This is a genomic window from Geobacillus sp. Sah69 (assembly GCF_001414205.1).
GTDB classification, from domain to species: Bacteria; Bacillota; Bacilli; order Bacillales; family Anoxybacillaceae; genus Geobacillus; species Geobacillus stearothermophilus.
In genome coordinates this window covers 85,223-109,083 of record NZ_LLKS01000019.1, presented here as the reverse complement: position 1 = coordinate 109,083, position 23,861 = coordinate 85,223, and the positions used below count along the sequence as shown (strand labels likewise).

24 protein-coding genes are annotated in these 23,861 nt (G+C 54.8%); 3 read left to right on the top strand and 21 right to left on the bottom strand.

What is annotated here, in order from left to right; translation table 11 throughout:
* The 4 genes from yqfD to rpsU form a co-directional block, all read right to left on the bottom strand.
* Positions 1-1,188 carry a sporulation protein YqfD gene (yqfD, locus tag AP057_RS02355; protein ID WP_055357977.1) on the bottom strand — a complete coding sequence of 396 codons (1,188 nt, stop codon included), beginning with the start codon at positions 1,186-1,188 and terminating at the stop codon, positions 1-3.
* Positions 1,185-1,478 carry a sporulation protein YqfC gene (yqfC, locus tag AP057_RS02350; protein ID WP_033009643.1) on the bottom strand — a complete coding sequence of 98 codons (294 nt, stop codon included), beginning with the start codon at positions 1,476-1,478 and terminating at the stop codon, positions 1,185-1,187. The genes yqfD and yqfC overlap by 4 nt, the downstream gene beginning before the upstream one ends.
* Before the next feature lie 105 nt (positions 1,479-1,583).
* Positions 1,584-2,030 (bottom strand): GatB/YqeY domain-containing protein, encoded by a 447-nt coding sequence (locus AP057_RS02345; protein ID WP_033009641.1) that lies wholly within the window; start codon positions 2,028-2,030, stop codon positions 1,584-1,586.
* 29 nt (positions 2,031-2,059) lie between these two features.
* On the bottom strand, positions 2,060-2,233 hold the full coding sequence (rpsU, locus tag AP057_RS02340) for a 30S ribosomal protein S21 (protein ID WP_008879912.1): 174 nt from the start codon (positions 2,231-2,233) through the stop codon (positions 2,060-2,062).
* Between the two features lie 164 nt (positions 2,234-2,397).
* Between rpsU and AP057_RS02335 the strand changes: the two genes are divergently transcribed.
* Positions 2,398-3,333, top strand: coding sequence for a Na/Pi symporter (locus AP057_RS02335; RefSeq protein WP_055357976.1), 936 nt, complete (start codon positions 2,398-2,400; stop codon positions 3,331-3,333).
* Here AP057_RS02335 and deoC read toward each other — a convergent pair.
* The 13 genes from deoC to gpr all read right to left on the bottom strand — a co-directional run bounded on the left by deoC (position 3,330) and on the right by gpr (position 18,299).
* Positions 3,330-4,001, bottom strand: a complete 672-nt coding sequence (gene deoC, locus AP057_RS02330; protein WP_055357975.1) for a deoxyribose-phosphate aldolase — start codon at positions 3,999-4,001, stop codon at positions 3,330-3,332. The two genes, AP057_RS02335 and deoC, sit on opposite strands and share 4 nt — an antisense overlap.
* Positions 4,002-4,167: 166 nt before the next feature.
* Positions 4,168-5,517, bottom strand: coding sequence for a tRNA (N(6)-L-threonylcarbamoyladenosine(37)-C(2))-methylthiotransferase MtaB (gene mtaB / locus AP057_RS02325; RefSeq protein ID WP_055357974.1), 1,350 nt, complete (start codon positions 5,515-5,517; stop codon positions 4,168-4,170).
* 67 nt (positions 5,518-5,584) lie between these two features.
* Positions 5,585-6,361: a 16S rRNA (uracil(1498)-N(3))-methyltransferase gene (locus AP057_RS02320; protein ID WP_055357973.1), complete on the bottom strand. Its 777-nt coding sequence runs from the start codon at positions 6,359-6,361 to the stop codon at positions 5,585-5,587.
* A gap of 18 nt (positions 6,362-6,379) precedes the next feature.
* Entirely contained in the window at positions 6,380-7,318 is a 939-nt protein-coding gene (gene prmA, locus AP057_RS02315) for a 50S ribosomal protein L11 methyltransferase (RefSeq protein WP_055358088.1), read from the bottom strand.
* A gap of 5 nt (positions 7,319-7,323) precedes the next feature.
* Positions 7,324-8,472 (bottom strand): molecular chaperone DnaJ, encoded by a 1,149-nt coding sequence (gene dnaJ, locus AP057_RS02310; RefSeq protein WP_055357972.1) that lies wholly within the window; start codon positions 8,470-8,472, stop codon positions 7,324-7,326.
* A gap of 129 nt (positions 8,473-8,601) precedes the next feature.
* On the bottom strand, positions 8,602-10,422 hold the full coding sequence (dnaK, locus tag AP057_RS02305) for a molecular chaperone DnaK (RefSeq protein WP_055357971.1): 1,821 nt from the start codon (positions 10,420-10,422) through the stop codon (positions 8,602-8,604).
* A gap of 22 nt (positions 10,423-10,444) precedes the next feature.
* Positions 10,445-11,116, bottom strand: a complete 672-nt coding sequence (gene grpE / locus AP057_RS02300; RefSeq protein ID WP_033014705.1) for a nucleotide exchange factor GrpE — start codon at positions 11,114-11,116, stop codon at positions 10,445-10,447.
* A 97-nt stretch (positions 11,117-11,213) separates the two neighbouring features.
* On the bottom strand, positions 11,214-12,248 hold the full coding sequence (gene hrcA / locus AP057_RS02295) for a heat-inducible transcriptional repressor HrcA (protein WP_047818719.1): 1,035 nt from the start codon (positions 12,246-12,248) through the stop codon (positions 11,214-11,216).
* A gap of 83 nt (positions 12,249-12,331) precedes the next feature.
* Positions 12,332-13,471 carry a radical SAM family heme chaperone HemW gene (gene hemW / locus AP057_RS02290; RefSeq protein WP_055357970.1) on the bottom strand — a complete coding sequence of 380 codons (1,140 nt, stop codon included), beginning with the start codon at positions 13,469-13,471 and terminating at the stop codon, positions 12,332-12,334.
* Positions 13,472-13,578: 107 nt separating this feature from the next.
* A complete protein-coding gene (gene lepA, locus AP057_RS02285) occupies positions 13,579-15,408 on the bottom strand; it encodes a translation elongation factor 4 (RefSeq protein WP_055357969.1) in 1,830 nt (609 codons plus the stop codon).
* 144 nt (positions 15,409-15,552) lie between these two features.
* Complete coding sequence (locus AP057_RS02280; RefSeq protein ID WP_033009625.1) at positions 15,553-15,891, bottom strand: DUF3679 domain-containing protein; 339 nt, start codon at positions 15,889-15,891, stop codon at positions 15,553-15,555.
* A gap of 15 nt (positions 15,892-15,906) precedes the next feature.
* Positions 15,907-17,106, bottom strand: a complete 1,200-nt coding sequence (gene spoIIP / locus AP057_RS02275) for a stage II sporulation protein P (protein WP_033014709.1) — start codon at positions 17,104-17,106, stop codon at positions 15,907-15,909.
* 74 nt (positions 17,107-17,180) lie between these two features.
* Positions 17,181-18,299 (bottom strand): GPR endopeptidase, encoded by a 1,119-nt coding sequence (gene gpr / locus AP057_RS02270; protein ID WP_055357968.1) that lies wholly within the window; start codon positions 18,297-18,299, stop codon positions 17,181-17,183.
* Between the two features lie 172 nt (positions 18,300-18,471).
* Between gpr and rpsT the strand changes: the two genes are divergently transcribed.
* Positions 18,472-18,741, top strand: coding sequence for a 30S ribosomal protein S20 (rpsT, locus tag AP057_RS02265; protein ID WP_055357967.1), 270 nt, complete (start codon positions 18,472-18,474; stop codon positions 18,739-18,741).
* Positions 18,742-18,846: 105 nt separating this feature from the next.
* Here rpsT and holA read toward each other — a convergent pair whose 3' ends face one another.
* A complete protein-coding gene (gene holA, locus AP057_RS02260) occupies positions 18,847-19,884 on the bottom strand; it encodes a DNA polymerase III subunit delta (RefSeq protein WP_033014713.1) in 1,038 nt (345 codons plus the stop codon).
* Between the two features lie 284 nt (positions 19,885-20,168).
* Here holA and AP057_RS15935 point away from each other — a divergent pair, with 284 nt between their 5' ends.
* Positions 20,169-20,303, top strand: coding sequence for a YqzM family protein (locus AP057_RS15935; protein WP_033014714.1), 135 nt, complete (start codon positions 20,169-20,171; stop codon positions 20,301-20,303).
* A gap of 71 nt (positions 20,304-20,374) precedes the next feature.
* Here the strand turns inward: AP057_RS15935 and AP057_RS02255 are convergent, their stop codons facing one another.
* From AP057_RS02255 to AP057_RS02245, 3 genes are all read right to left on the bottom strand, one after another.
* Complete coding sequence (locus tag AP057_RS02255) at positions 20,375-22,624, bottom strand: DNA internalization-related competence protein ComEC/Rec2 (protein ID WP_055357966.1); 2,250 nt, start codon at positions 22,622-22,624, stop codon at positions 20,375-20,377.
* Positions 22,621-23,088 (bottom strand): ComE operon protein 2, encoded by a 468-nt coding sequence (locus tag AP057_RS02250; protein WP_033009609.1) that lies wholly within the window; start codon positions 23,086-23,088, stop codon positions 22,621-22,623. Before AP057_RS02250 ends, AP057_RS02255 begins: the two co-directional genes overlap by 4 nt.
* A 129-nt stretch (positions 23,089-23,217) precedes the next feature.
* Complete coding sequence (locus tag AP057_RS02245; RefSeq protein ID WP_033014716.1) at positions 23,218-23,841, bottom strand: helix-hairpin-helix domain-containing protein; 624 nt, start codon at positions 23,839-23,841, stop codon at positions 23,218-23,220.
* Between the last annotated feature and the right edge of the window lie 20 nt (positions 23,842-23,861).

The following is a 23,861-nucleotide window of genomic DNA, read 5'->3' as shown; positions in this document are numbered from 1 at the left end:
TCAATCTCCTTGAACGATGGGTTGTGGTACAGCAATATTTTCGATGACTTCGTAATGCAATTCTACCCTTACTTTACCATTCTCTTTCGTCTGATGCAAAACTTTTTCGCCGCGAATGACCGCCTCTTCCGGTAGCTTGGCCCGCAGCTCGCGGCGGGCGATCTTTTTCGCTTCTGCAAACGCCTCTTCCCACGTATAGCTCCGTTTCACTTCCTCGGCTTCACGAATCGTAACACGCTTGTAATACACCGGCAAGTCCCATTTCCAAAACCGAAACGGCCGCTTTTTCGTTTCGATGACCGTATGGGCGAACGCCGGCTTCTCCCACCCCCAGATTGGAAGGGAAAAGCGGCCCATTGCGATATAATGCCGTTCGGCGAACGCGCCGGTCAACACATGAAACGTCGTCTCAAGCGGCAGGACAACGGTGGACTTGTACCATGTCTCGCCAAGCACCTTTCCGGTCGCCGGTACAAATTTCGTTCTCCCCTCGGCGCCGATCACGCCGGAAACGAGAAGCTGACCTTTTTGTACATAATCATTGACGGAAACGAGCGGTTGTCCTTCTTCAACGAACAAATCGGCGATCACCGCCTCTTTTTTGGCGACTAAATGGCGCGGGGGGATCGGTTCTTTCGGTTCCGGAATTTCTTTTTCCACGACGCGGAAATGCAGCAACGTCCCTTCCCACTCGACGCCGACCCATGTAATGTCATGGATGCGTTCGGTCAGTTTCCTTTGCAACGTTTCCGGGTCATCGAGCAGAAATTGAAACACGCCGCGCTCGACGCCCATCCGTTTTAGTTCGCGGACGATTTGATGTTCTGTCTCGGGGGAGGCGCCTTCAATGTCAATGCTCCACACAACGTTGGACAGCAGAAATACAATGGCCGCAAAAAGGAGCAGCCCGAGCCCAAACCCGCTGTTTCGCCGCGCCCGTCGCCAAAAAAACGGCAACCCTCTTCTCCCGACAAACGAAAGCTTGCACTCGCTTTGCCGGGCGATATGGCGAAACCGCTTGACATCGCTGAGCTTAATGAAAAATGTCGCCGTCTCCCGACTATGATTTTTCACATTCCATACGGCGATGCCCTGGCGCACGCAGGCGTTGATCAGCCGTTCGATCCCTTTTCCTTCCGCCTTGACACGCACGCTGCCGGCTAACGTGTCAACCCATCCATTTTTCATCGTTTGTCCTCCTCTATATAAACGACTTGGCTGATTTTCCCCTCCAATAAAATTTCTTCCGGCAAAATCGTTTTGATGACAAACTGTTCGCCGCGGACAAGCAGCTGCCCGTTCCGCAGCAAAAGGCGGAGCTCTTTATCGCTGAACGCGAGCAGCCCTCGGTGGTTTTCAATGTAAATATGTATGTGCCCCACCATCGTGATGCGGGGCAGATCCATGACGATATCGGCGGGAAGCTCGAGCTTTTCCGCCATCCACCGCTTCATCTGCTGGCGCCATTTCTTCACCATACAAAAAGACCCCCCTTTCATCTCATATGTATGAGACAAAAGGGGGTTCTAGCACCGCTTTTCAAAAACAACGGGCCCGCCTGCCGGCAAGGCCCATTGCTTGTTTTATGAAAGCTGTTGTTGCACCAATTTATTGACGAGCGAACCGTCCGCTTTGCCTTTCACTTTCGGCATGATGGCGCTCATCACTTTTCCCATATCCGCCTTCGACGAAGCCCCGACTTCCTTGATCGTCTGCTCGATCAGTTCGCGAAGTTCGTCCTCTGTCAGCGGTTTCGGCATATACGACTGAACGATGTCAATTTCGGTTTTTACTTTTTCGACAAGATCTGAACGGCCAGCGTTTTCAAATTCGCGGAGGGAGTCTTTACGCTGCTTCAGTTCACGAGAAAGAACGGTCAGCTCTTCGTCTTCCGAAAGCGGGCTTTTGCCGAGCTTGATCGCCTCGTTTTGCAGCGCCGCCTTCAGCATACGGAGAACAGACAGCTTTTCTTTCTCCTTGTTTTTCATCGCCTGCTTCATATCGTCATTCAAACGATCGAGAAGACTCACCGATTATACACCCTCTTTAATGCATGCTCTTAGTGCTTGCGCTTTCTAGCCGCTTCAGATTTTTTCTTCCGTCTGACGCTTGGTTTTTCATAAAATTCGCGCTTTCTCACTTCTTGCAAAGTACCCGTTTTCGAAACGGCGCGTTTAAAGCGACGAAGAGCGTCGTCGATCGACTCGTTTTTGCGAACGATCGTTTTGGACATCCTGCTTCCCTCCCTCCGAACAACAACCATTGCATATTGTACTTGTCAATTATAATACATGCCGGCAGAAAAGGTCAATAAAAAAGCGCGATCCCGGCGCCGAAAAAAGCAGTCATCGTCCGCGGACGAGGCCCATACATATAGGATGAAAGGGGAGATCGCCCGTGGGGCCGCTTTTGATGCTGTTTGCCATTTACACCGCCATTTTTCTGATCGGTATGTTCATGATGAAGGCCGGGTTTTACGCATTATCCGGCCATCGGTTGAAACGATGGCTCATGCGCTTTACCGCTGCGCCATGGCAAGGATTTCTCACCGGGATGGCGGCAACCGCCCTCGTGCAAAGCAGCTCGGCGGTCATGGTGATGACGATCGGCCTCGTCGCCACCGGCTATTTATCGTTTCGCCAGTCCATCGGCATCATTTTAGGCAGCAACATCGGCTCAACTGTCACAACCGAGCTGATGACACTCGATATCGGCGACGGCGCCATTCCGCTTCTCATCGGCGGCGCACTTCTCGTCTTCATAGGACGCCGCCGCTTCGTTTACAGCATCGGGATGATCGCCGTCGGCCTTGCCGCCTTGCTGTTTGCCATGAACGGCTTCTCCAGCCTCGCCAAGCCGCTCGCCGATTACCCGCTTGTTGACGCCTGGCTCAAGCAAACGAACAGCTCGACCGCCATCGGACTCTTCGTCGGCATTGCCTTGACCGCCCTCGTCCATTCGAGCGCGGCGACGATCGGCATCGCCATGGGGTTTTTAAACGAACAGTTGTTGACGCTTCCAGCCGCCATCGCGATATTGCTTGGCGCCAACATCGGCACGTGCATTACCGGGCTGCTGGCCTCCATCGGTTCAAGCAAAGAAGCCCAGCTGACCGCTTATACCCATTTATGGCTGAACGTCGCCGGCGTTGCCGTCTTTGCCTTCTGGACGGAGCCGTTCGCCCGTTTTGCCGCCATGCTCAGCCCGGCGCCGGATGTGCAGCTCGCCCATGTGAGCGTCTTGTTTAACACCATTTGTTCAGCCGTCGCGTTGCCGTTTGTCGGCATCATCGAAACGGCCATCTTGCGTTTGCATGGCCAAAAGCGGGCTTAATAATCGGCGCGCCCAGTTTGGCCGCTGACGATGGCAACCCCGGAGCTCGTCCCGATGCGCGTCGCCCCAGCCTCGATCATCGCCTCAGCTGTTTTCCGGTCGCGAACGCCTCCTGAAGCTTTGACGCCCACATTGTCGCCGACCGTTTTTCGCATCAGCGCGACGTCTTCAACCGTCGCGCCGCCGCCTGAGAACCCAGTCGATGTTTTCACATAGTCAGCGCCCGCTTTCACCGCCAATTGGCAAGCGCGCACTTTTTCATCATCCGTCAAAAGCGCCGTTTCAATAATTACTTTCACGAGTGCTTTTCCGGCTGCCGCTTCGACGACGGCGCGAATATCGCGCTCCACCCAGTCGTCGGCTCCGCTTTTTAAGGCGCCGATGTTGATGACCATATCGACTTCGCGCGCGCCGTTTTCGATGGCGTTTTTCGTTTCAAACGCTTTCGTTTCCGGCGTTGTCGCCCCAAGCGGAAAGCCGATGACCGTGCAGACGCGGACATCCGTGCCGGAAAGTTCCCGCGCCGCCGTTTTCACCCACGACGGGTTGACGCATACTGAGGCAAACCCGTACTGTTTCGCCTCCGCGCATAATTGAACGATTTGCTCTTTCGTTGCCTCCGGCTTGAGCAGCGTATGGTCGATCATGTTCGCAATGTTCACTGTCATGGACACTTGCCCCTTTCTGCCGCTGCAAAAAGATAAAAGGTCTGACGTCTACCATCATACCATGTCTGCAAGGCAAAAACTAGCCGTCATCTGTATAGTTCGCGAGAAAAAGAAGAAAAAACCCCAGCTGAGGCTGGGGTGTCTGTGCTTGTCTCTCCATATCAGGTTATGAGCTTAACTTTACGAAATGAGCTGCCCCATCCGGCACAATGCGGACAAACTCACCTTCGTTGTACGGGTAGCCGGCTTTCGTGATTTTTACTTTCACGAGTTCGCCGACCATCTCTTCTGTCCCCGGGAAACGGACTTTCAAATAGTTGTCCGTATAGCCGATATACATGCCCGGATGATCTTTGTCTTGCTCTTCTGGAATGACTTCGAGCACGTGCCCTTCAAATCGCGACGCGTATTCTTTCGCCAGCTGATCAGATAGGGCAATGAGTCGGCGGACGCGGTCATGTTTCGTCTCTTCGTCCACTTGGTCCGGCATGCGCGCCGCCGGTGTGCCAGTCCGCTTCGAATACGGAAAGACGTGCAGCTCGGAAAACTGCTGCTCGCGGATAAAGTGGTACGTTTCCATAAATTCCTCTTCCGTTTCACCCGGAAAACCGACGATGACATCGGACGTTACGGCGAGTTCCGGGAACACTTCCCGCAGGCGGGCAAGCCGCTCGGCGAAAAATTCCACCGTATATTTGCGGCGCATCCGCTTGAGCACCGTGTTCGACCCGGATTGAAGCGGAATGTGCAAATGGCGAACGATTTTGTCCGAACGCTGCAACACATCGATCACTTCATCGGTAATTTGGCTCGCCTCAATCGACGAAATGCGAATCCGTTTCAGCCCCGGCACTTGCTCATCCAAATCGCGCAGCAGCGCCGCGAAGTTATAGTCTTTTAGATCGGTGCCGTAGCCGCCCGTATGAATGCCGGTCAACACGATTTCCTTATAGCCGGCGGCGACAAGCTGGCGCGCCTGGCGGATGATTTCTTGTGGATTGCGCGAACGCATCAAGCCGCGCGCCCACGGGATGATGCAAAACGTGCAAAAGTTGTTGCACCCTTCTTGAATTTTCAACGATGCCCGCGTCCGGTCGGTGAACGACGGCACATCCATTTCCTCAAACACGCGCGTTTTCATAATGTTATGGACCGCGTTGATCGGCTGGCGCTCGCGCTGAAACTGCTCAACGTAGTCCAAAATTTTATGCCGGTCTTGCGTGCCGATGACAATATCGACGCCCGGAATCGCCATCACTTCCGCCGGCGATGTTTGCGCATAGCAGCCGGTCACGCAGACGACGGCATCCGGATTGCGGCGCACCGCACGACGGATGACTTGGCGGCTTTTTTTGTCGCCGGTGTTCGTCACTGTGCACGTGTTGATCACATACACATCGGCGCGGCTCTCAAACTCCGTCCGTTCGTAGCCGGCCTTTTTAAACAGCTGCCAAATCGCCTCTGTTTCGTAATGATTGACTTTGCAGCCTAATGTATGGAAAGCCACTGTTGGCATGTTGTTCACCTCACTGCAGGCCATGCCACTGAGCTAGCAGCATGACTGAATTTGTTCAAACCGTTGATTACTGTTGCGCCGCCTCCCAATCTGGCGCGCGCAGCTCCCATTCATAGGAAGCCGCGGCAAGCAGATAAAGCGGCGCCGTTTCCGTGCGCAAAATGCGCGGGCCAAGGCTGCACGGCAAAAAGCCGCCTTGTCGGAGCCGCTTTGCCTCCTCAGGGCTAAATCCACCCTCAGGTCCGAACACGGCTAGCAGCGTGCCGCCGGGCTTGAGGCCGGCAAGCAGCGCCGGCAGCGAACCGTGCCGTCCCCCGCGCCCTTCTTCTTCATAGGCGAATAGACGTTGATCCACCGTTTCGCCAAAAGCAAGCAGCGCATCCAGCGAAAGCGGCGCCCGCACCTCGGGCAATGACGTGCGTTCCGCCTGTTCGGCCGCCTCTTTCGCAATTTTTTTCCACCGTTCCACTTTTTTCTCCGCTTTCTTCATGTCCCATTTGACGACCGAACGGGCGGCGAAAAACGGCAGAAAGCCGGCGGCGCCAAGCTCCGTCCCTTTTTGGATGACAAACTCCCACTTTTCGCCTTTCGGCAGCCCCTGGGCGATATAAATGCGCACCGGCAATTCGCGCTCCTCTTCCTTCCATTGTACAATACGGGCGCGCACATGATCACTGGCAATTTGTTCAATGCTGCATACAGCCGTGCGCCCGTCCGGAAAGACGCAAGCGATCGCATCCCCCGGCTTCATGCGCATGACGCGGGCGATATGGTGCGCGTCAGCGCCGCTGATCGTGACGACTTCGCCTCGGCGCTCCCGTTCGGAAACGAAATATCGCTGCAACGAACATCCCTTCTTTGTTTACGACTTGATGGCGACTAACGCGACCCAATCTTCCATCACGTTCACTTCCTCAATGACAAACCCAGCCGCCAGAAGCCCGTCTTTGACGTCCTGCTTTTTCGCCTGGATGATGCCGGAGGTGATGAAGCGGCCGCCCGGCTTCAGCAGCCGGAAAGCGTCGGAGGCAAAACGCAAAATGATTTCCGCCAAAATGTTGGCGACAATCACATCAGCCGGCTCATCGACATGGTCAAGCAAATTGTTTTGCGCCACCGTAACGACCGACTGCACTTTATTGAGCTTGACGTTCAGCCGTGCGCTGTCGACTGCGACCGGATCCAAATCGAACGCCCGCACCGACCGGGCGCCGAGCATCGCCGCAGCGATGCTTAAAATGCCGGAGCCGGTGCCGACGTCAATGACCGCATCGCCGGGGCGCACATATTTTTCGAGCGCCTGCAGGCACATGACCGTCGTCGGGTGGGTGCCGGTGCCAAACGCCATGCCCGGATCCATTTCAATGATCAACTCATCATCGGAAACCGGCTCATACGTTTCCCACGTCGGCACGATCGTAAACTTCTCCGACACTTTCACCGGATGATAATGCTTTTTCCACGCCGTCGCCCACTCTTTCTCATTCACTTCGCTCAATGTAATCTTATTTTTTCCAAGGTCAATATCATATAGCCATAAATTGTTAATCGCTTGTTTAATTTGTTCGACCGTTTCGCCAAGAAAGCTGTTGACCGGCAAATACGCCTTAATGATGACGCCTTCTTCCGGATAATCGTCCGGATTGAGTTCGACGATTTCCCCGTACCAGTCATCGCGGTCTTTCACAAGATCGTACGGATCTTCAATGACCACGCCGCCGGCGCCGGCCTCATGCAAAATGTTCGAAATCGCCTCGACCGCCTCGTGCGTCGTATGAATGCTGATTTCCGACCATTTCATCGCGCTCACGCTTCTCCTTTAAACGCCTTTTTGACTTTCTCAAAAAAACGGCCGTGCGGCCCGTCGTGCATCGTCTCCCCACCAAGCCGGTCAAACTCGCGCAGCAGTTGCTTTTGTTTTTCCGTCAGCTTTGTCGGCGTCACGACGCGGACGATGACGTGCTGATCCCCCTGTCCATAGCCGCGCACGTTTGGCACTCCTTTCCCTCTCAGGCGGAAGCGCGTGCCCGTTTGCGTGCCGGCCGGAATTTTCAACTTCACATCGCCATAGAGCGTCGGCACCTCAATCTCATCGCCGAGCGCCGCTTGAGCAAAGGAAAGCGGCACTTCACAATAAATGTCGAGCCCGTCGCGCTCGAAAAATTCATGCGGCTCCACGCGGAAAATGATGTACAAGTCCCCCGGCGGCCCGCCGTTGACCCCTGGCTCCCCTTGGCCGGCGACACGCAGCTGCTGGCCGTCGTCGACGCCGGCCGGGATTTTGACATGAATCTTTTTCCGTTGCTTGACGCGGCCCGTCCCGCCGCATGTCGGACATTTTTCCGGAATGTACCGGCCCGTCCCGCCACATGTCGGACATGTCCGACGGTTGATGATGCGGCCAAACGGCGTCGCCTGCTCGCTCGTGATTTGCCCGCTGCCGCCGCAACGTGAGCACGGCTGGGGGCTTGTGCCCGGTTTGGCGCCGCTGCCATGGCACGTTTCGCACGTCTCTTCGCGCGGCACTTCAATTTCTGTTTCTTTTCCAAATGCCGCTTCCTCAAATGTGAGCGTCATCATGTATTCCACATCGGCCCCTTTGCGCGGCCCGCTCGCCCGCTGGCGCGGCCCGCCGCCGAAAAACGTCTCAAAAATATCTTCAAACCCGCCAAAGCCGCTAAAGCCGCCGAAATCAAACCCTCCGCCTCGGAATCCGCCGCCGTCAAACGCTTCGTTCGGGTCGGCATGGCCGAACCGGTCGTAGCGGGCCCGCTTTTCGTCGTCGCTCAATACTTCGTATGCCTCTTTAATTTCTTTAAACTTTTCCGCGGCGTCCGGCGCTTTGTTAATGTCTGGATGATACTGCTTCGAAAGCTTTCGGTACGCTTTTTTGATCTCGTCTTTCGTCGCGTTTTTGCTGACGCCGAGAACTTCGTAGTAATCGCGCTTCGCCATCGTTGATCATCCACTCCCGATTCATTCACATAAATTTTATTTTATCATTTCCCTTTTGTTAATGGCAATATGTGAATGCTAGAAAAAAAGTCAAAGCCAAGGCAGGCCTGACTTTGACTTTCGGCAGCATTATTTGTCATCCTTCACTTCCTCAAATTCCGCATCAACAACGTTGTCCCGTTTGGCCGCGTCGGCTTGCGCTCTAGCGTCTTGCGCCTGTTTCGCCGCTTGCTCATACAGCTTGATCGACAGCTGCTGCACCGCTTCCTGCAGCGCGTCTTTTTTCTTGCGGATGTCATCGATGTCGTTTTTCTCAAGCGCCGCCTTCAACGCATCTTTTGCCTCTTGCGCTTTCTTGATCTCATCGGCGCTCACTTTTCCTTCGACTTCTTTTAACGTTTTTTCTGTCGTGAAAATAAGCTGGTCCGCTTCATTGCGCAGTTCGGCAGCCTCTTTCCGCTTCCGGTCGGCTTCGGCGTTTTCTTCCGCCTCTTTGATCATGCGCTGGATTTCTTCTTCCGACAGGCCGGACGACGATTTGATCGTGATCGACTGTTCTTTGTTCGTCCCCAAGTCTTTCGCGCGCACATGGACGATGCCGTTGGCGTCAATGTCAAACGTCACTTCAATTTGCGGCACGCCGCGCGGCGCCGGCGGAATCCCAGTCAGCTGGAAGCGGCCGAGCGTTTTGTTGTCCGCCGCCATCGGACGCTCCCCTTGCAGCACATGAATGTCTACTGTCGTTTGGTTGTCGGCGGCTGTTGTGAACACTTGCGACTTGCTTGTCGGAATGGTCGTGTTCCGCTCGATCAATTTCGTAAATACGCCGCCCATCGTCTCAATGCCGAGCGACAGCGGTGTGACGTCAAGCAAGACGACATCTTTCACTTCGCCGGCAATGACCCCGCCTTGGATCGCGGCGCCGATCGCCACGACTTCGTCCGGATTGACGCCTTTATGCGGCTCTTTGCCAAGCTCGCGCTTAATCGCTTCTTGGACAGCTGGAATGCGGGTCGAACCGCCAACCAAAATGACTTTGTCAATATCGGCAGGTGTCAAGCCGGCATCTTGCAGCGCCTGGCGAACCGGCCCCATCGTCCGTTCAACGAGGTGGGCGGACAGTTCTTCAAACTTCGCCCGCGTGAGCGTCGTTTCCAAGTGAAGCGGACCGTTTTCATTGGCGCTGATAAACGGCAGCGAAATTTGCGTCTGCGTCACGCCCGACAGTTCTTTTTTCGCCTTTTCAGCCGCATCTTTCAAGCGCTGAAGCGCCATTTTGTCTTTGGACAAATCGATGCCGTGCTCTTGTTTGAACTGATTGACCAAATAATCGATGATCACTTGGTCGAAATCGTCGCCGCCCAAATGGTTGTCGCCGGCGGTCGCTTTCACTTCAAAGACGCCGTCGCCAAGCTCCAAAATCGAAACGTCAAACGTTCCGCCGCCCAAGTCATAGACGAGAATCGTTTGATCCTCTTCTTTGTCGAGGCCGTAAGCAAGCGCTGCTGCTGTCGGCTCGTTGATGATGCGCTCGACTTCAAGCCCGGCGATGCGGCCGGCGTCTTTCGTCGCTTGGCGCTGCGCGTCGTTGAAATAGGCCGGCACCGTAATGACCGCCCGCGTCACCGGTTCGCCCAAGTAGTCTTCGGCGTACGATTTCAAATATTGCAAAATGATGGCTGAAATTTCTTGCGGCGTATATTGCTTTCCTTCAATCTCCACTTTGTAGTCCGTGCCCATATGGCGCTTGATCGAGATGATCGTGTTCGGGTTCGTGATCGCCTGCCGTTTGGCGACTTCGCCCACTAAGCGCTCCCCGTTTTTGAACGCCACGACCGATGGGGTCGTGCGGTTTCCTTCCGGGTTCGGGATGACTTTCGCCTCGCCGCCTTCGAGCACGGCGACGCAAGAGTTCGTTGTTCCTAAGTCAATGCCGATAATTTTACTCATCGCTCATCACCCTCCATTTCCGTTATTGGCTGACTTTGACCATCGCAGGACGGAGAATGCGGTCTTTCAGCTTGTAGCCTTTTTGCAGCTCTTCGACGACTGTATTCGGCTCATAGCCATCTTCGTCCGTCTGCATGACCGCCTGATGCAGATGGGGGTCAAACGGTTTTCCGACCGCCTCAATCGCCTCGACGCCTTCTTTTTTCAAGGCGTCCAAAAGCGAGCGATACACCATCTCCATTCCTTGCAAAATCGATTTTGCCTGCTCGTTTTCCGTCTCTATTTTCAACGCGCGCTCAAAGTTGTCGAGCACCGGAAGCAAATCGCTCGCCAAACTTTGGGCGCGGTATTTTTCAGCCGCTTCCAGCTCTTGGCGCGTCCGGCGGCGGAAGTTTTCAAAATCGGCATACAGACGGAGATAGCGGTGTTCCATCTCAGCCAGCTTCGCTTCCAGCTCCGCTACTTGCGCTTTGGCGGCAGCCAGCTCCTCTGTCTCGGCGCGCTCCTCCCCGGCAGGTTCGGCCCCCGCTGAAGCCTCCGCCGGCTTCCCATCGCCTTGCCCGGCGGCATCGTTTTGCCTAGCGTCGTCCCTTTCGCCTTCCGGTGGCACGCCTGCCTCTTCCGCCGATGCCGGCTGTTCCATCTCCGGCTCGTTGTATGTAGCTTGACCAGCACGTTTGTCCCCTTGTTCCATTGCCTTCACCTCCCCTTCGGGCTCGTCATTCTATGTATCAATGGCCACAAGGAACGGATGGATTGGCGAATCCATCCGTTAACCAATATGGCCATTGTTACTGATTTTGATACCATTTCGTCAGCGCGGCCGACAAATCGGAAGCGACGCGGTTCAACACCGTGATGACGCGCGAATACTCCATGCGCGTCGGCCCGAGAATCGCGATCGTTCCGAGCGGCTCCTCGCCGACCGAGTATGTCGCCGTAATGAGGCTGCAGTTTTCCATGCCGTGCAATTCGTTTTCCCGGCCGATCGACACCTGCACCCCTTTTTGGCTTTGCTTGCGAAGCAGACGGTAAATGTCTTTTTCCTGCTCAATGATGTTCAGAAGCGGGCGCACTTTTTCAATGTCGCTGAATTCCGGCTGATTGAGCATGTTGGCTGTGCCGGCGAAAAACATTTTCTCCTCTTCAGGAAGATCGAGCGTGTCGATCAGCATATTGAGCAGGCTGTCATAATTGCGGATGTGCCGGCGCAGCACATCGGCCACTTCCGTCTTGATTTTTTCTTTTAAATCGATGAGCGGAACGCCGCTGAGCCGCCCGTTCAAAATGTTGACCATCTTTTCAAGGTCGCCGGCGTTGACCGATGGCGGAATCGTCACGACCCGGTTTTCGACATGGCCGGTATCGGTCACAACGATGGCCACAGCCGTCTGCTCGTTGAGCGGAACGATTTGCATTCGCTTCAGTTTGCTTTCTTTAAACGCCGGACCGAGGGCGATCGACGTGTAGTTCGTCAAGTCGGATAAAATTTGCGCCGACTTTTGCATCAGCTTCTCGAGCTCATAGATGCGTTCGGCAAACACGGAGCGGATTTTCTGAATATCGGCTCTTGTCAGCCGCTGCGGCGGCAGCAGATGGTCGACGTAGTACCGATACCCTTTTTCCGACGGCACGCGGCCAGAGGAAATGTGCGTTTTTTCAATGTAGCCGAGCTCTTCCAAATCCGCCATTTCATTGCGAATCGTCGCTGAACTGAACGCAATTTGGTGCTTTTTCGATAACGTCCGCGAACCGACCGGCTGCCCGGAACGAATGAAATCGTCGATAATCACCTGCAAAATCAGCAGTTGGCGGTCCGTTAACACGTTTCTCACCTCTATTAGCACTCGATCAATTCGAGTGCTAAATCTATTACTAGGGTAACAAATCGCCCGGCAAATGTCAATCTTTACATTTCGCCGAGAAAGGCGGCGAACACTTCGTTGCCGAGCAGCTTGCCGCGCTTTGTCAAGCGGACGTGGGTCTCCGTTTCTTCCAAGCGCCCGTTTTCCACTTCGGCGCGGATCGCCTTGCCGAAGATATCGTGCATATCGCGGCCAAACTTTTGCCGGAAGCGAACTTTCGACACTCCTTCCGTTTTGCGCAACCCTAAAAACATTTCCTCTTCCATTTGCTCTTGAAGCGTCAACCGGTGCACATCGCGGTGCGGCCATTCGCCGTTGTCCACCTTGGCGATGTAATGGCGGACCGGACCGATATTGGCGCGCCGCACCCCGCCGATATAGCTGTGCGCCCCGGCGCCGATGCCGTAATACTCTTCGTTGTTCCAATAAGTGAGGTTGTGACGGCTTTCAAACCCCGGAAACGCGTAATTGCTGATTTCATACTGTTGGTAGCCGCACGCTTCGGTTCGCTCCATCGCCGCTTCGTACATGGCCGCTTCCGCCTCTTCTCCCGGGAGATGGAGTCGGCCCTTGCGCCACTCGTTGTAAAAGATCGTTTTCGGCTCAAGGATAAGCGAATAGGCGGAGAGGTGCGGAACGTGAAGCGAAAACGCGGCGTCCAAATCGGCGAGAAACTGCTCAATCGTCTGCCCGGGAAGCCCGTACATCAGATCGAGGCTGATGTTGACAAACCCGGCCTCCCTCGCCCGCTCTACCGCCTGCACGATATCCCCGCGCCGGTGCGTGCGGCCGATCGCTTGCAGAAGCCGGTCATCAAACGTCTGCACCCCAAGGCTCAACCGATTGACCCCGGCTTCGCGGAGAACGGCGAGTTTTTCTTTCGTCAGCCCATCCGGGTTCGCCTCAACCGTAAATTCAGCCGTTTGCGGATCAAACTGAAAATGGCGGTGAATGCTCTCAAGCAAGCGCCCAAGCTGCGCCGGCTCCAGCACCGTCGGCGTGCCGCCGCCGATAAACAGCGTCTCAAGACGGTTGCCGAACTCGGCCGCCGTCCGCGCCATTTCCTTGTCCATCGCCCGCAAATAGTCGTCAATCGGCTGACCGGCAGCAAACACTTTGTTAAAATCGCAATAATGGCAAATATGGGCGCAAAACGGAATGTGAAAATATGCTGATGTTGCCATCGTCATCCTCCCTTCGGCTGCAGCCGGACTGCCGTCCCTCATCTTCCCGTCAGCGTCGCATGGCGATAAACAAACAAGGCCATCCCCGAAGGAGACAGCCTTGCCCGTCATTTTTTCTGGTCGTCGATTTTCAAGACAGCCATAAACGCTTCTTGCGGCACTTCGACCGAGCCGATTTGTTTCATCCGTTTTTTTCCTTCCTTTTGCTTCTCGAGCAGCTTCCGCTTCCGTGACACGTCGCCGCCGTAACATTTGGCGAGCACGTTTTTGCGCAGCGCCTTGATCGTCGAGCGGGCGATGATTTTGTTGCCGATGGCGGCTTGCACCGGCACCTCAAACTGCTGGCGCGGAATTAAGTCTTTCAGTTTTTCCACGATCACTTTGCCGCGTTCGTACGCCGCCTCGCGATGGACGATAAACGACAAAGCGTCAATTTTTTCGCCATTCAACAAAATGTCCATTTTGACAAGATTGGACGGCCGATAGCCGATCAACTCATAGTCGAATGACGCGTACCCTTTCGTGTTCGACTTTAAGGCGTCAAAAAAGTCGTACACGATTTCCGACAGCGGAATGTCATAAATCAGCATGACCCGCTTTTCGTCCAAATATTGCATATCAACGAACGTGCCGCGCTTTCCTTGGCACAGCTCCATGACCGGCCCGACGTAGTCGTTCGGCACCATGATCGTCGCCTTCACATACGGCTCTTCGATGCGGTCGATTTTCTGTGGATCCGGCATGTTCGTCGGATTGTCGACCGAAACTTCGGTGCCATCGGTCAAATGAACTTTGTAGACGACGCTCGGAGCCGTCGTAATTAAGTCGATATGAAACTCGCGCTCAATCCGCTCTTGAATGATTTCCATATGCAGCAAGCCGAGAAACCCACAGCGGAAGCCGAACCCAAGCGCCTGCGACGTTTCCGGCTCAAAGTGGAGCGCCGCATCGTTCAATTGCAGCTTCTCGAGCGCCTCGCGCAAGTCATTGTAGCGCGCCGTATCGATCGGATACATGCCGCAAAACACCATCGGGTTGAGCTTCCGGTAGCCGGGGAGCGGCTCGGCGGCCGGCCGTTCGGCGTCGGTGATCGTATCGCCGACACGCGTATCTTTGACATTTTTAATGGACGCTGTCAAATAGCCGACATCGCCGACCGTGAGCTCGTCGACGATTTTTTGTTTCGGCGTAAAGACGCCGACTTCGTTCACTTCAAATTCTTTGCCGGTCGACATCATTTTAATGCGCTGGCCCGGCTTCACCGTCCCGTCAACAATGCGGACATACGCGACAACGCCGCGGTACGGGTCGTAAAGCGAGTCGAAAATGAGCGCTTTCAGCGGCGCGTCTGGATCGCCCGACGGAGCGGGAATTTTCTCCACGATTTGTTCCAAGATTTCTTCAATGCCGATGCCGACTTTCGCTGAAGCGAGCACGGCTTCAGACGCATCGAGGCCGATGACGTCCTCGATTTCTTGGCGGACGCGCTCCGGTTCGGCGCTTGGCAAATCAATTTTGTTAATAACAGGCAAAATTTCCAAGTTGTTATCGATCGCTAAATACACATTTGCAAGCGTCTGCGCTTCGATGCCTTGCGCCGCATCGACGACCAAAATCGCTCCCTCGCAGGCGGCCAAGCTGCGCGACACTTCGTACGTAAAATCGACATGGCCCGGCGTATCGATCAAATGGAAAATATACTCCTCGCCATTTTTCGCTTTGTATGTCAACTGGACCGCATTCAATTTGATCGTAATGCCGCGCTCGCGCTCAAGATCCATCATGTCCAACGTCTGCTCGCGCAACTCGCGCTCCGACAGCGCGCCTGTTTTTTCCAAAATGCGGTCCGCAAGCGTCGATTTTCCGTGGTCAATGTGAGCGATAATGGAAAAGTTGCGAATCCGTTCCTGCCGTTTCAACCGTTCTTCCCGGTTCATCGTCTCTCACTCCTGCTTTTTCGCAAAACTACACTAGCTTTGATTATAGCAACAGAGGAGAGAAGATTCAATGACAAACAAAAAAGCCGCCCATACGAGGCGGTAAATCGTCTGCCGGCGCCGCGCCGAAAGCGGCGGACCGATTTAGTCGACGGCCCGCCCAGCGAATGACAGCAACGTTTCCACAAGCGCGGTTGCGCCATCGGCCAGCCGCCGGCCGAGTTCAGAAAAGAGGTTGAACGTTTTCAGTTCCCGAACCACTTCTTGTTTTTTCTGCAAATCGCCCGCCGCCACTGTCTGCCCGAACACGGCTGCCTCAATCTCCCCGTTTCCGTTTTTCTCGAGATCAATGACGGCGGGAAGCGACGGATCCGCATAGCCGCGCATCTTCTCAATACCGCGGTGCGCCTGCTGCATGCCGAGCAGCACGCCAAAAAACAAGAGGAAAAGCGCTGCGCTAAACCGGATGAACCATCTTGCCATATGCGATGCCCCTTTTTACTTTTTCTCCGCCGGAGCCGGCGCCTCGACTTTTTCCGCCTGCCAATAATACTCGCTGAACACATCGGCAAAGGCCGTAGCCGAACGGAACAGCTCGGCGAACGTATTGTCGACGCCGCCAAACTCCACTAAAATGGCGTTCCCGGATAAATCTTGGTTAAATTTCCCATTGGTTCCTGCTCCTTGCTTCTTAATGACCCCGCGGCTCAACCCCGGGTATTTCTTCTGCAGCAAATGGTGCAGCTCGGTCGCCAGCTGCAAGTTTTTTTCGTATTCCGCGTTCTCACCGCCGATGATAAACGCCACGCGCGCGTAATCAACACCGTTGATCGTCGTGGTCGTATACTTCCGGCGACGCGCATCGCGGTGAATGTCAATAAAATATTGCAAGTCACGGTTTTGCTTCATCGCTGCCACGACCGTCTGCCGCGACATGTTATACGCCTGTGTGTATGGCATTCCTTTTTTCAACAGCTCCGCTTCGATGTCGGTTTTGTTCACTTGCGCGCCGATGCCCCTCTTCTCCAATTCTTCCATCAATTTCTCCCCGACTTCGGTCACATTCACGCTCCGATGAAACGCCAAATTTGGATCGGTTACGCCTTTTAAAGCCGGCAAATACGACTCGCGCGTATGTGTATGGTAAATATAGACGACTTTTCGGCCTTGCGTCGTTTGCTTCGGGGGAGGGAGCGCTTTTTCGTCTTGGGTTTGCTCGGCTTGCTCAAGCTCCTCGACCGACGCCTGCCGCTCGGCAAACATCACTTCCAGCGGCGGCGCCGACTCATACGGGATGTTCGTGTAGTCGGTCCCTTCTCCGGCGATTAAAATTTTGCTGTCATACAAGGCAAAGCCCGGTAGCTCGCTGCCGAGCAAGCTGCGCGGATCGTCGGGGTTGATGCTTGTCGCCAAGCGGAACAACAGCGATGAATAGTTCGTCTGTTGCCGCTCTTTTGGAAGCATTTGGAGAAAATACCGGTTTTCGAGCCCAAACAGGCGAATGAACATCTCCTCCGGAAAATGGGCGGCCATATCGTTCAGCGATGATGACGACGGACGGTATTCGGGCCGCAGCGACGTAAGCGCTCCGACGAGCATAAACATCATCATGCATCCAAGGATGATGAGCATAAACAGTTTTTTTAAGCTGGCTCCTGGAACGGCGATCACGACGTTGGGGGAGCGCCATCGTTTCATATTCCCACCCTTTCCCGGCTTGTCTCCTCACTTTAACGTATGGCCAAGCCGGGAAAGATAGAACCGTTTTTTGTCTAGTGGGTGTAAGAGCCGACGTTGCCTTGGTCAACCTGCCGGTGCAGCGCCGCGTTCAAGCCGCCGGCCAGTAAGTTCGCCATATCGCCGATGAACGAATCGACCTCTTTTGGCGTCACCATTAAGTTATGACCGAGCGGGGCGAGCACTTCGTAAATCAGACGCCGCTTTTCTTCATCACCAAGCGTGCCGATCATGCCGAGAAACGTCGACCGTTCGGTTGGCGACGGCATATCTTGCTCCGTCAGCTTCTTTTTGCGCCCGAACGCCCAGCCGGCCGGAGCCAGCGCGCTTGACGGCCGCTGGCTTTCGCGCATTTCGCGGCCGAAATGCTTTAAAATGAAATCGATCGTATCGCTTGTGATCGAAACGGCATCGACGACCGTCGGGACGCCGATCGAGATGACCGGGATGCCGAGCGTCTCGTAACTCAGTTCTTTCCGCTTATTGCCAACGCCCGAGCCGGGGTGGATGCCGGTGTCGGAAATTTGGATCGTCGCGTTGACCCGTTCGATTGAACGGGCGGCCAGCGCATCGATGACGATGACAAAATCCGGCTTCGTTTTCCGGACGACGCCATCAATAATATCGCTCGTCTCAATGCCGGTCGTTCCCATCACCCCTGGAGCGAGGGCGCTCACCGGGCGAAATCCTTCCTCAACACTTTCCGGCTGCAATTGAAACAGATGACGGGTGACAAGCACGTTTTCCACCGTCAGCGGCCCAAGCGCATCCGGCGTGACGTTTTGGTTGCCAAGCCCGACAATTAGGCAGCTCGCTTGCTCGGGAATGCGGAGCCGTTGTAAAAAGGCGCTCAGTTGTTCCGAAAAAATACGCTGCACTTTTTGCTGCAATTCCGTATTTTGTTCACGGATGCCTTGCGCCTCAATCGTCACATAATGGCCCGGCTTTTTGCCGATCGATGCCGCTCCTTGTTCTGTGACGTGCGCGTGCGACAGCTTGACGCCATCGATCTCTTGGTCGCGGATGATGACCCCCTCAATCGGGGAGGCGCCTTCCTTTTTTTGTTGCAAACGCTCCTCGACCGCAATTTCATGCGCCTCGATCGCCAAGTCGGTGCGCACCGAATACATGCGCAAATCGAGCGGCTGTTTCATGTCGTTCCTCCTTGTGCCGTTTTCTTTTATTGTCGCCGCAATGAAGCGCCGTCATTCATATTTCGTAAAGGATTTTTGCTTGAACACTCTTGCATAATCAAAACACGTTTGATAGAATAACACTTGTTCTTGTTCAGAGCAAAAATCGGAACGATAACGGAGGTGAACGGACGTGGCGAACATTAAATCGGCGATCAAACGCGCGAAAACGAGCGAAAAACGTCGGGCCCACAACGCCTCGATGAAATCGGCCATGCGCACGGCTATCAAAAAATTTGAAGCGCTCGTTGAATTGAAAGACGTGGAAAAAGCGAAAGAAGCGTTCATTGTCGCGTCGAAAAAATTAGACAAAGCCGCGAGCAAAGGCCTTATCCATAAAAATGCCGCCAGCCGGCAAAAATCGCGCTTAGCGAAAAAATTGAACAGCATTCAAGCTTCCTAATAAAAAACGACCTGGCGCCAGGTCGTTTTTTTGTCCCCTCTTTTTTCTTTGTGGCGCCGCCATGCAGGCGAAGCAGACGGCAAAAAAGCCAACGGCGCATGCTTTTTATCGCTGGCTTTTCCGCCCCGGGCGAGCGCCCCAACGCATCAACAACAGCTCAACGGCCAACCGGCGGTCCATGGCTCCGCTTTTTACGTCATAATCAGCGGCGGCCAGCTCGGTGATCGCTTCCGTCAGCTCCGCATCGGAAAAGCGGGCGGCTTGGGCAAGGGCGAGCTTGACGCGGAACGGATGCACGTTGAGGGCCGAAGCGATTTGCGTCTGCCCATAACCTGTTTGGGCGAGCCATTTCACTTGCGCCAACAGGCGGAAATGGCTTGCAAGCAACGCCAAAATTTTGATCGGCTCCTCATTATGTTCAAGCAAATCGTAAAACGTCTGCAATGCTCCCGGGATATCGCGCCTCGCCACTTGTTCGACAAGCGCAAAGACGTTTTCTTCCGGTGTGCGAGCGACAAGCTGCTCGACGGCCGCCTCATCCACCACTCCGCCCGGTCCGGCAAACAAAGCGAGCTTGTCGATTTCGTTCGCCAGCGCGGACAACCGCGTTCCGGCCCGCTGCAAAAGCAGCTCAATGGCTTCCTCGGCCACCGATGCTCCTTGGCTTTCCAACCGGCGGCGCACCCAAGCGCGCAGCTCCGCTTCGGCGAGCGGGGCGGCGGCCACAACTTCGCACTGCTCCTTGGCGAGCTTGGTAATTCTTTTCCGCTCATCGAGCTTGTCATACGGCGCCAAAAAGACGACGATCGAGAACGGCGCCGGCGCCCTGAAATAGTTCTCCAGCTTAGCCAAATCGTGCTCGATCTCTTTGTCCTTTTCCGCCGTAAAAAAATATGGATTCTTCACCAAAATGACGCGCCGCTCGCCGAAAAACGGCACCGTCTCGGCCTCCTCAAGCGCCGCCTCGACCGGCGTTTCCTCGCAGTCGTACACAGCCAAGTTCCACTCGCGCTCCTCGGGGCCAAGCGCTGCGTTCACCAATCGCTCATACGTTTCCGTTAATAAAAACGGCTCATTGCCGTATAATAAATAAAGAAGAGAAAAACGCCGTTTTTCCATGTTTCCCCATACGCGTTCCAGCATGTTCCCGTCTCCATTCCCTAGCAAACGTCTCTGCTAGAAAAGATACACCGTTTTTCGTCATTTTACAAGGGAACCGGCTTCCGAAAAAACCGGTTCCCCTTTATATAAACGCCAGCCTATAAGTCCTAGGACCTTATTGGCCAGCGGGTTATTTTTATGTTTTCCCGGCTGTTTGAAAGTATTTGTGTCAACTGTTGTCAAGGAAGGAAAAGAAGCGAGCGGCGGTAGATTTTTCACACGTTTTCGTCTATACTAAAAATGATTGAACGAGGAGGGGGAAAACGATGAACGTATTTGAAAAGGAAGTGCAAAACCAACGAAATGACGCCGTCGATTCCGCCGTCGGATTCATCGTGTCGTTCGGCTTTTTCGCTACCATGTTCATCATCGCAACGTTGATCGAATTTTTCGGTCGATAAGGATTGCTTACATAAGCAATCCTTATTTTTTGTTTTGGCTGAAACGTTCCGCTTTTTTTGTGCACTACATCTTATGGTTTCATCACCTGAAAGGTTCCACCGTTTTCGCCATACACATAGCGAATAGCTCCGTTTTCATCCGTCCGCCAAACGATCGCCCGCTGTTGCCTAAGCCGCATAAGCACCTCGGAGGACGGATGCCCGTAGCGATTGTAGCGCCCGACGGAAATGATGGCCGCTTGCGGCTTGATTGTCCGCAAAAACGGCTCTGTTGTCGACGTTTTGCTGCCGTGGTGGGCGACTTTCAATACATCGGCACGCAGCGTCGGATAAGCATCGATGAGCGCCTGTTCCGCCTCTTCTTCGATGTCCCCAGCAAACAGCCATATCAAGCCGCCGAGACGGGCGAGCAACACAAGCGAACCGTTGTTGTCCTCGTTGTTGCCTTTTTCTGGGTGGAGCACAATGAACTGCACGCCTCCCTCTGTCCATCTTTCTCCCCGCACAGCGGTGCGGACCGGCCCGGAAAACGGGCGCGCCATCTTTTGGACGCGCGGCAGCGCCCCCGGGCTTGTGACCATTTCCTTCACCTTGACCGCTTCGAACACCTCAGGAGCGGACCCGATATGGTCGGCATCATCGTGCGTCAATATGAGCTTATCGATCGTTCGCACCCCTTGCGCTTTTAAAAACGGGACGACGACATCGCGGCCGACGGAAAACGGGTGAGCCCGCCTGCGCCACGATTCCTTTCCCCATTCTGCCGCCCCGCCCGTGTCAATGAGATAAACTGCTTTTCGATAAGGAAGCTCAATATAAATACAGTCCCCCTGCCCAACATCCAATACCGTCACTTCCCCGTGCGGATCCACGTATGGGGCGGCCAGCTGAAGCGCCGTCGCCGCCGCCACCGCTGTCAATCCGCGGATCAGGCGGCCGCGTTCCCAATCCAAAAACGCCGCCGTGATGGCCGTCAGATAGCCAGCTAAGCACCACGGACCCGGACGGCCGAGCACAAGCATAAACGGGTGATCGGCCGCGAAAAAATAGACAACCGCGTCTGTCAGCTCAATGAGACGGCTAAACAGCCAAATGAACGGAGAAAAGGGAAAAACTGCAGATAGAAACGCGAGTGGCAAAATGACAAATGAATACCAAGGGACGAAGAAGACATTCAGCCCTATGCTCCAAACAGAAATTTCATAAAAATGGTAAAGCAAAATCGGCAGTGCGGCAAGCTGAGCGGCGAGCGCGGTCTGAAGCAAGTTTTGGAGCATCGAACGAGCAGAGGCGAGCACCGACACATGGGCAAGAAGAGCAAATGTGACAAGAAACGACAGCTGAAAACCGACATCCCAAACCATATAGGGATCAAAGACGAGCAAGGCAAGCGTTGTCCAACTCAACGCATCCAGCGGATGGATCCTTCCTTTTTTCCACTGAACGGCCAACACCATCATCCCAGTCACACAAGCGCGCAGCACCGACGGCGAAGCGCCAGCGAGAACGGCGTACACAGGCAAAAACGCCAACAGCCCTGCCAGCACGGCTTCCCTCGTCACGAAGCGAATCGCACCGGCAAAACCAGCGCCAATCAGCAGCGTGACATGCCCTCCTGAAATGGCTAGCAGATGGATGAGACCGAGCTGCTGATACCCTTCAAGGACCGACTCATCAAGGGTGCGCTGCTCCCCATAAATCAGTGCAGCGGCGATGCCAGCCGCTTCCGGCGGAAACCGGGCTTCAATGCGGCGGACGCCAGCCTCGCGAATGGCTTCAAGACGTTCGATGATAGTGGGACGGACGCGCATGCAAGCAGAGAGATCGATCGCCTCAGGGAGAAAGAGCCAATGAATGCGGTGGCGGCGCAAATAAAGGCGGTAATCAAACGCATACGGATTACCAGCTGGCATCGGGCGCTCAAGCGTTCCGGTGACGCGGCATACCGTTCCAGGCACCAGGTGCGCTTGCAGCGTCTCTTTTTCCGCAGCCGTCCGAATGATGTAACGGAGCTGCACCCGCTCCTTGCCAGCTTGCACCGCCGCCTGCAATCGATCACCGTCAATTGCCGGCGCGGCGGAAAAACGAACGGAAAGCGAATGTCGGCCGCCGGAAAGGGAAGTGTTGTTATGATAGTCAACGATGAGAAAATAGGCAAAAAAGGAGAGAGCGGCAACGAGAGAAGGAAGGAAACAGTGCGGCCGGCGGATGAAAAGAAGAAGGAGATACACAACGAGGAGAAGACAGGCGGTTGGGGACGGCGAGGCCGCCGCGACGGCCAAAAGCGCCGCCGCAGCGGGATAGACGGCTTGTCCTTTCATGATTCCCCGCCGCCGGAAAGCAAGGCGAACACATCCATTTTCAGCGGCACTTGCACGAGACGGACGCCAGCTTGAGCAAACAGCTCCAAGGCGTACGGGTGGTTTTTGTAGTCTTGGGCGTAATAGACCGCGCGGATGCCGCTTTGAATGATCGCCTTGCAGCAATGCAAGCACGGAAAATGAGTGACATACATCTCCGCCCCCTCGGTCGGGACGCCGAACTTGGCGCATTGCAAAATCGCGTTCATTTCGGCGTGAATCGTCCGCACACAATGACCGTCAATGACGTAGCACCCCTCATCAATGCAATGGGCGCCGCCGGCGATCGACCCGTTGTACCCGCCGGCGATGATGCGCTTATCGCGCACGATCGTTGCTCCGACGGCGAGCCTCGTGCACGTGCTGCGCAGCGCAAGCAAATGGCTTTGCGCCATAAAGTATTGATCCCATGTGATGCGTTCCATTTTCCATCCCTCCGCTCGTGTCCATGCTTTTAGTCTACCCACTGCCTCTTGCCCCCGTCAACGCCGAAAAACGTCCACAGCAGCCTTGATCCGCCATAAATTAAGAAGCATTGCCCTCCCCCGCCTCGCTTACGGAACAAGCAAATACGGCTTCAATTTCTCCAGCGTTTTTTCACCAATTCCAGTCACATTCAACAAATCCTCCACCCGCCGAAACGGCCCGTGTTCTTCACGATAGGCGATGATCGCGTTTGCCTTCGCCGGTCCGATGCCGGGAAGCTGCATCAACTCCTCTTCCGTCGCCGTATTGATGGCCACTTGCATCCCGTTTCGATCCCCATCGCTTGGAGACTTGCTGACGGCATTTGACGCCGGTGCATCCTCGCCTTTTTTCGGCACGTAAATCATCATTTCATCATGCACTTTTGCTGCCAAATTGACTTTCGTTTCATCCGCCTCATCCGTCAATCCGCCAGCTAGGGCGATGGCATCGCGAACGCGAGCGTCCGCCGCCACCTCATACACTCCGGGGTTCGCGACCGCCCCTTTCACATCCACCACAGCGGTTTTTGACGCCTCGTTCTTTTTTTCTTCCGTCCGGGCGGCATCCGTTTCAGCCGCCGCCGGCAAAACGACTTGCCCCTTTTCATCCGTCGGATGATGAAACACCCATAACCCCGCCGCCGCGGCAAACAACAAGAACATCCCGACTTTTCCATACCGTTTGCCAAGCTCCTGCACATGCTCCCACATACGATCCCATCCTTTCCATC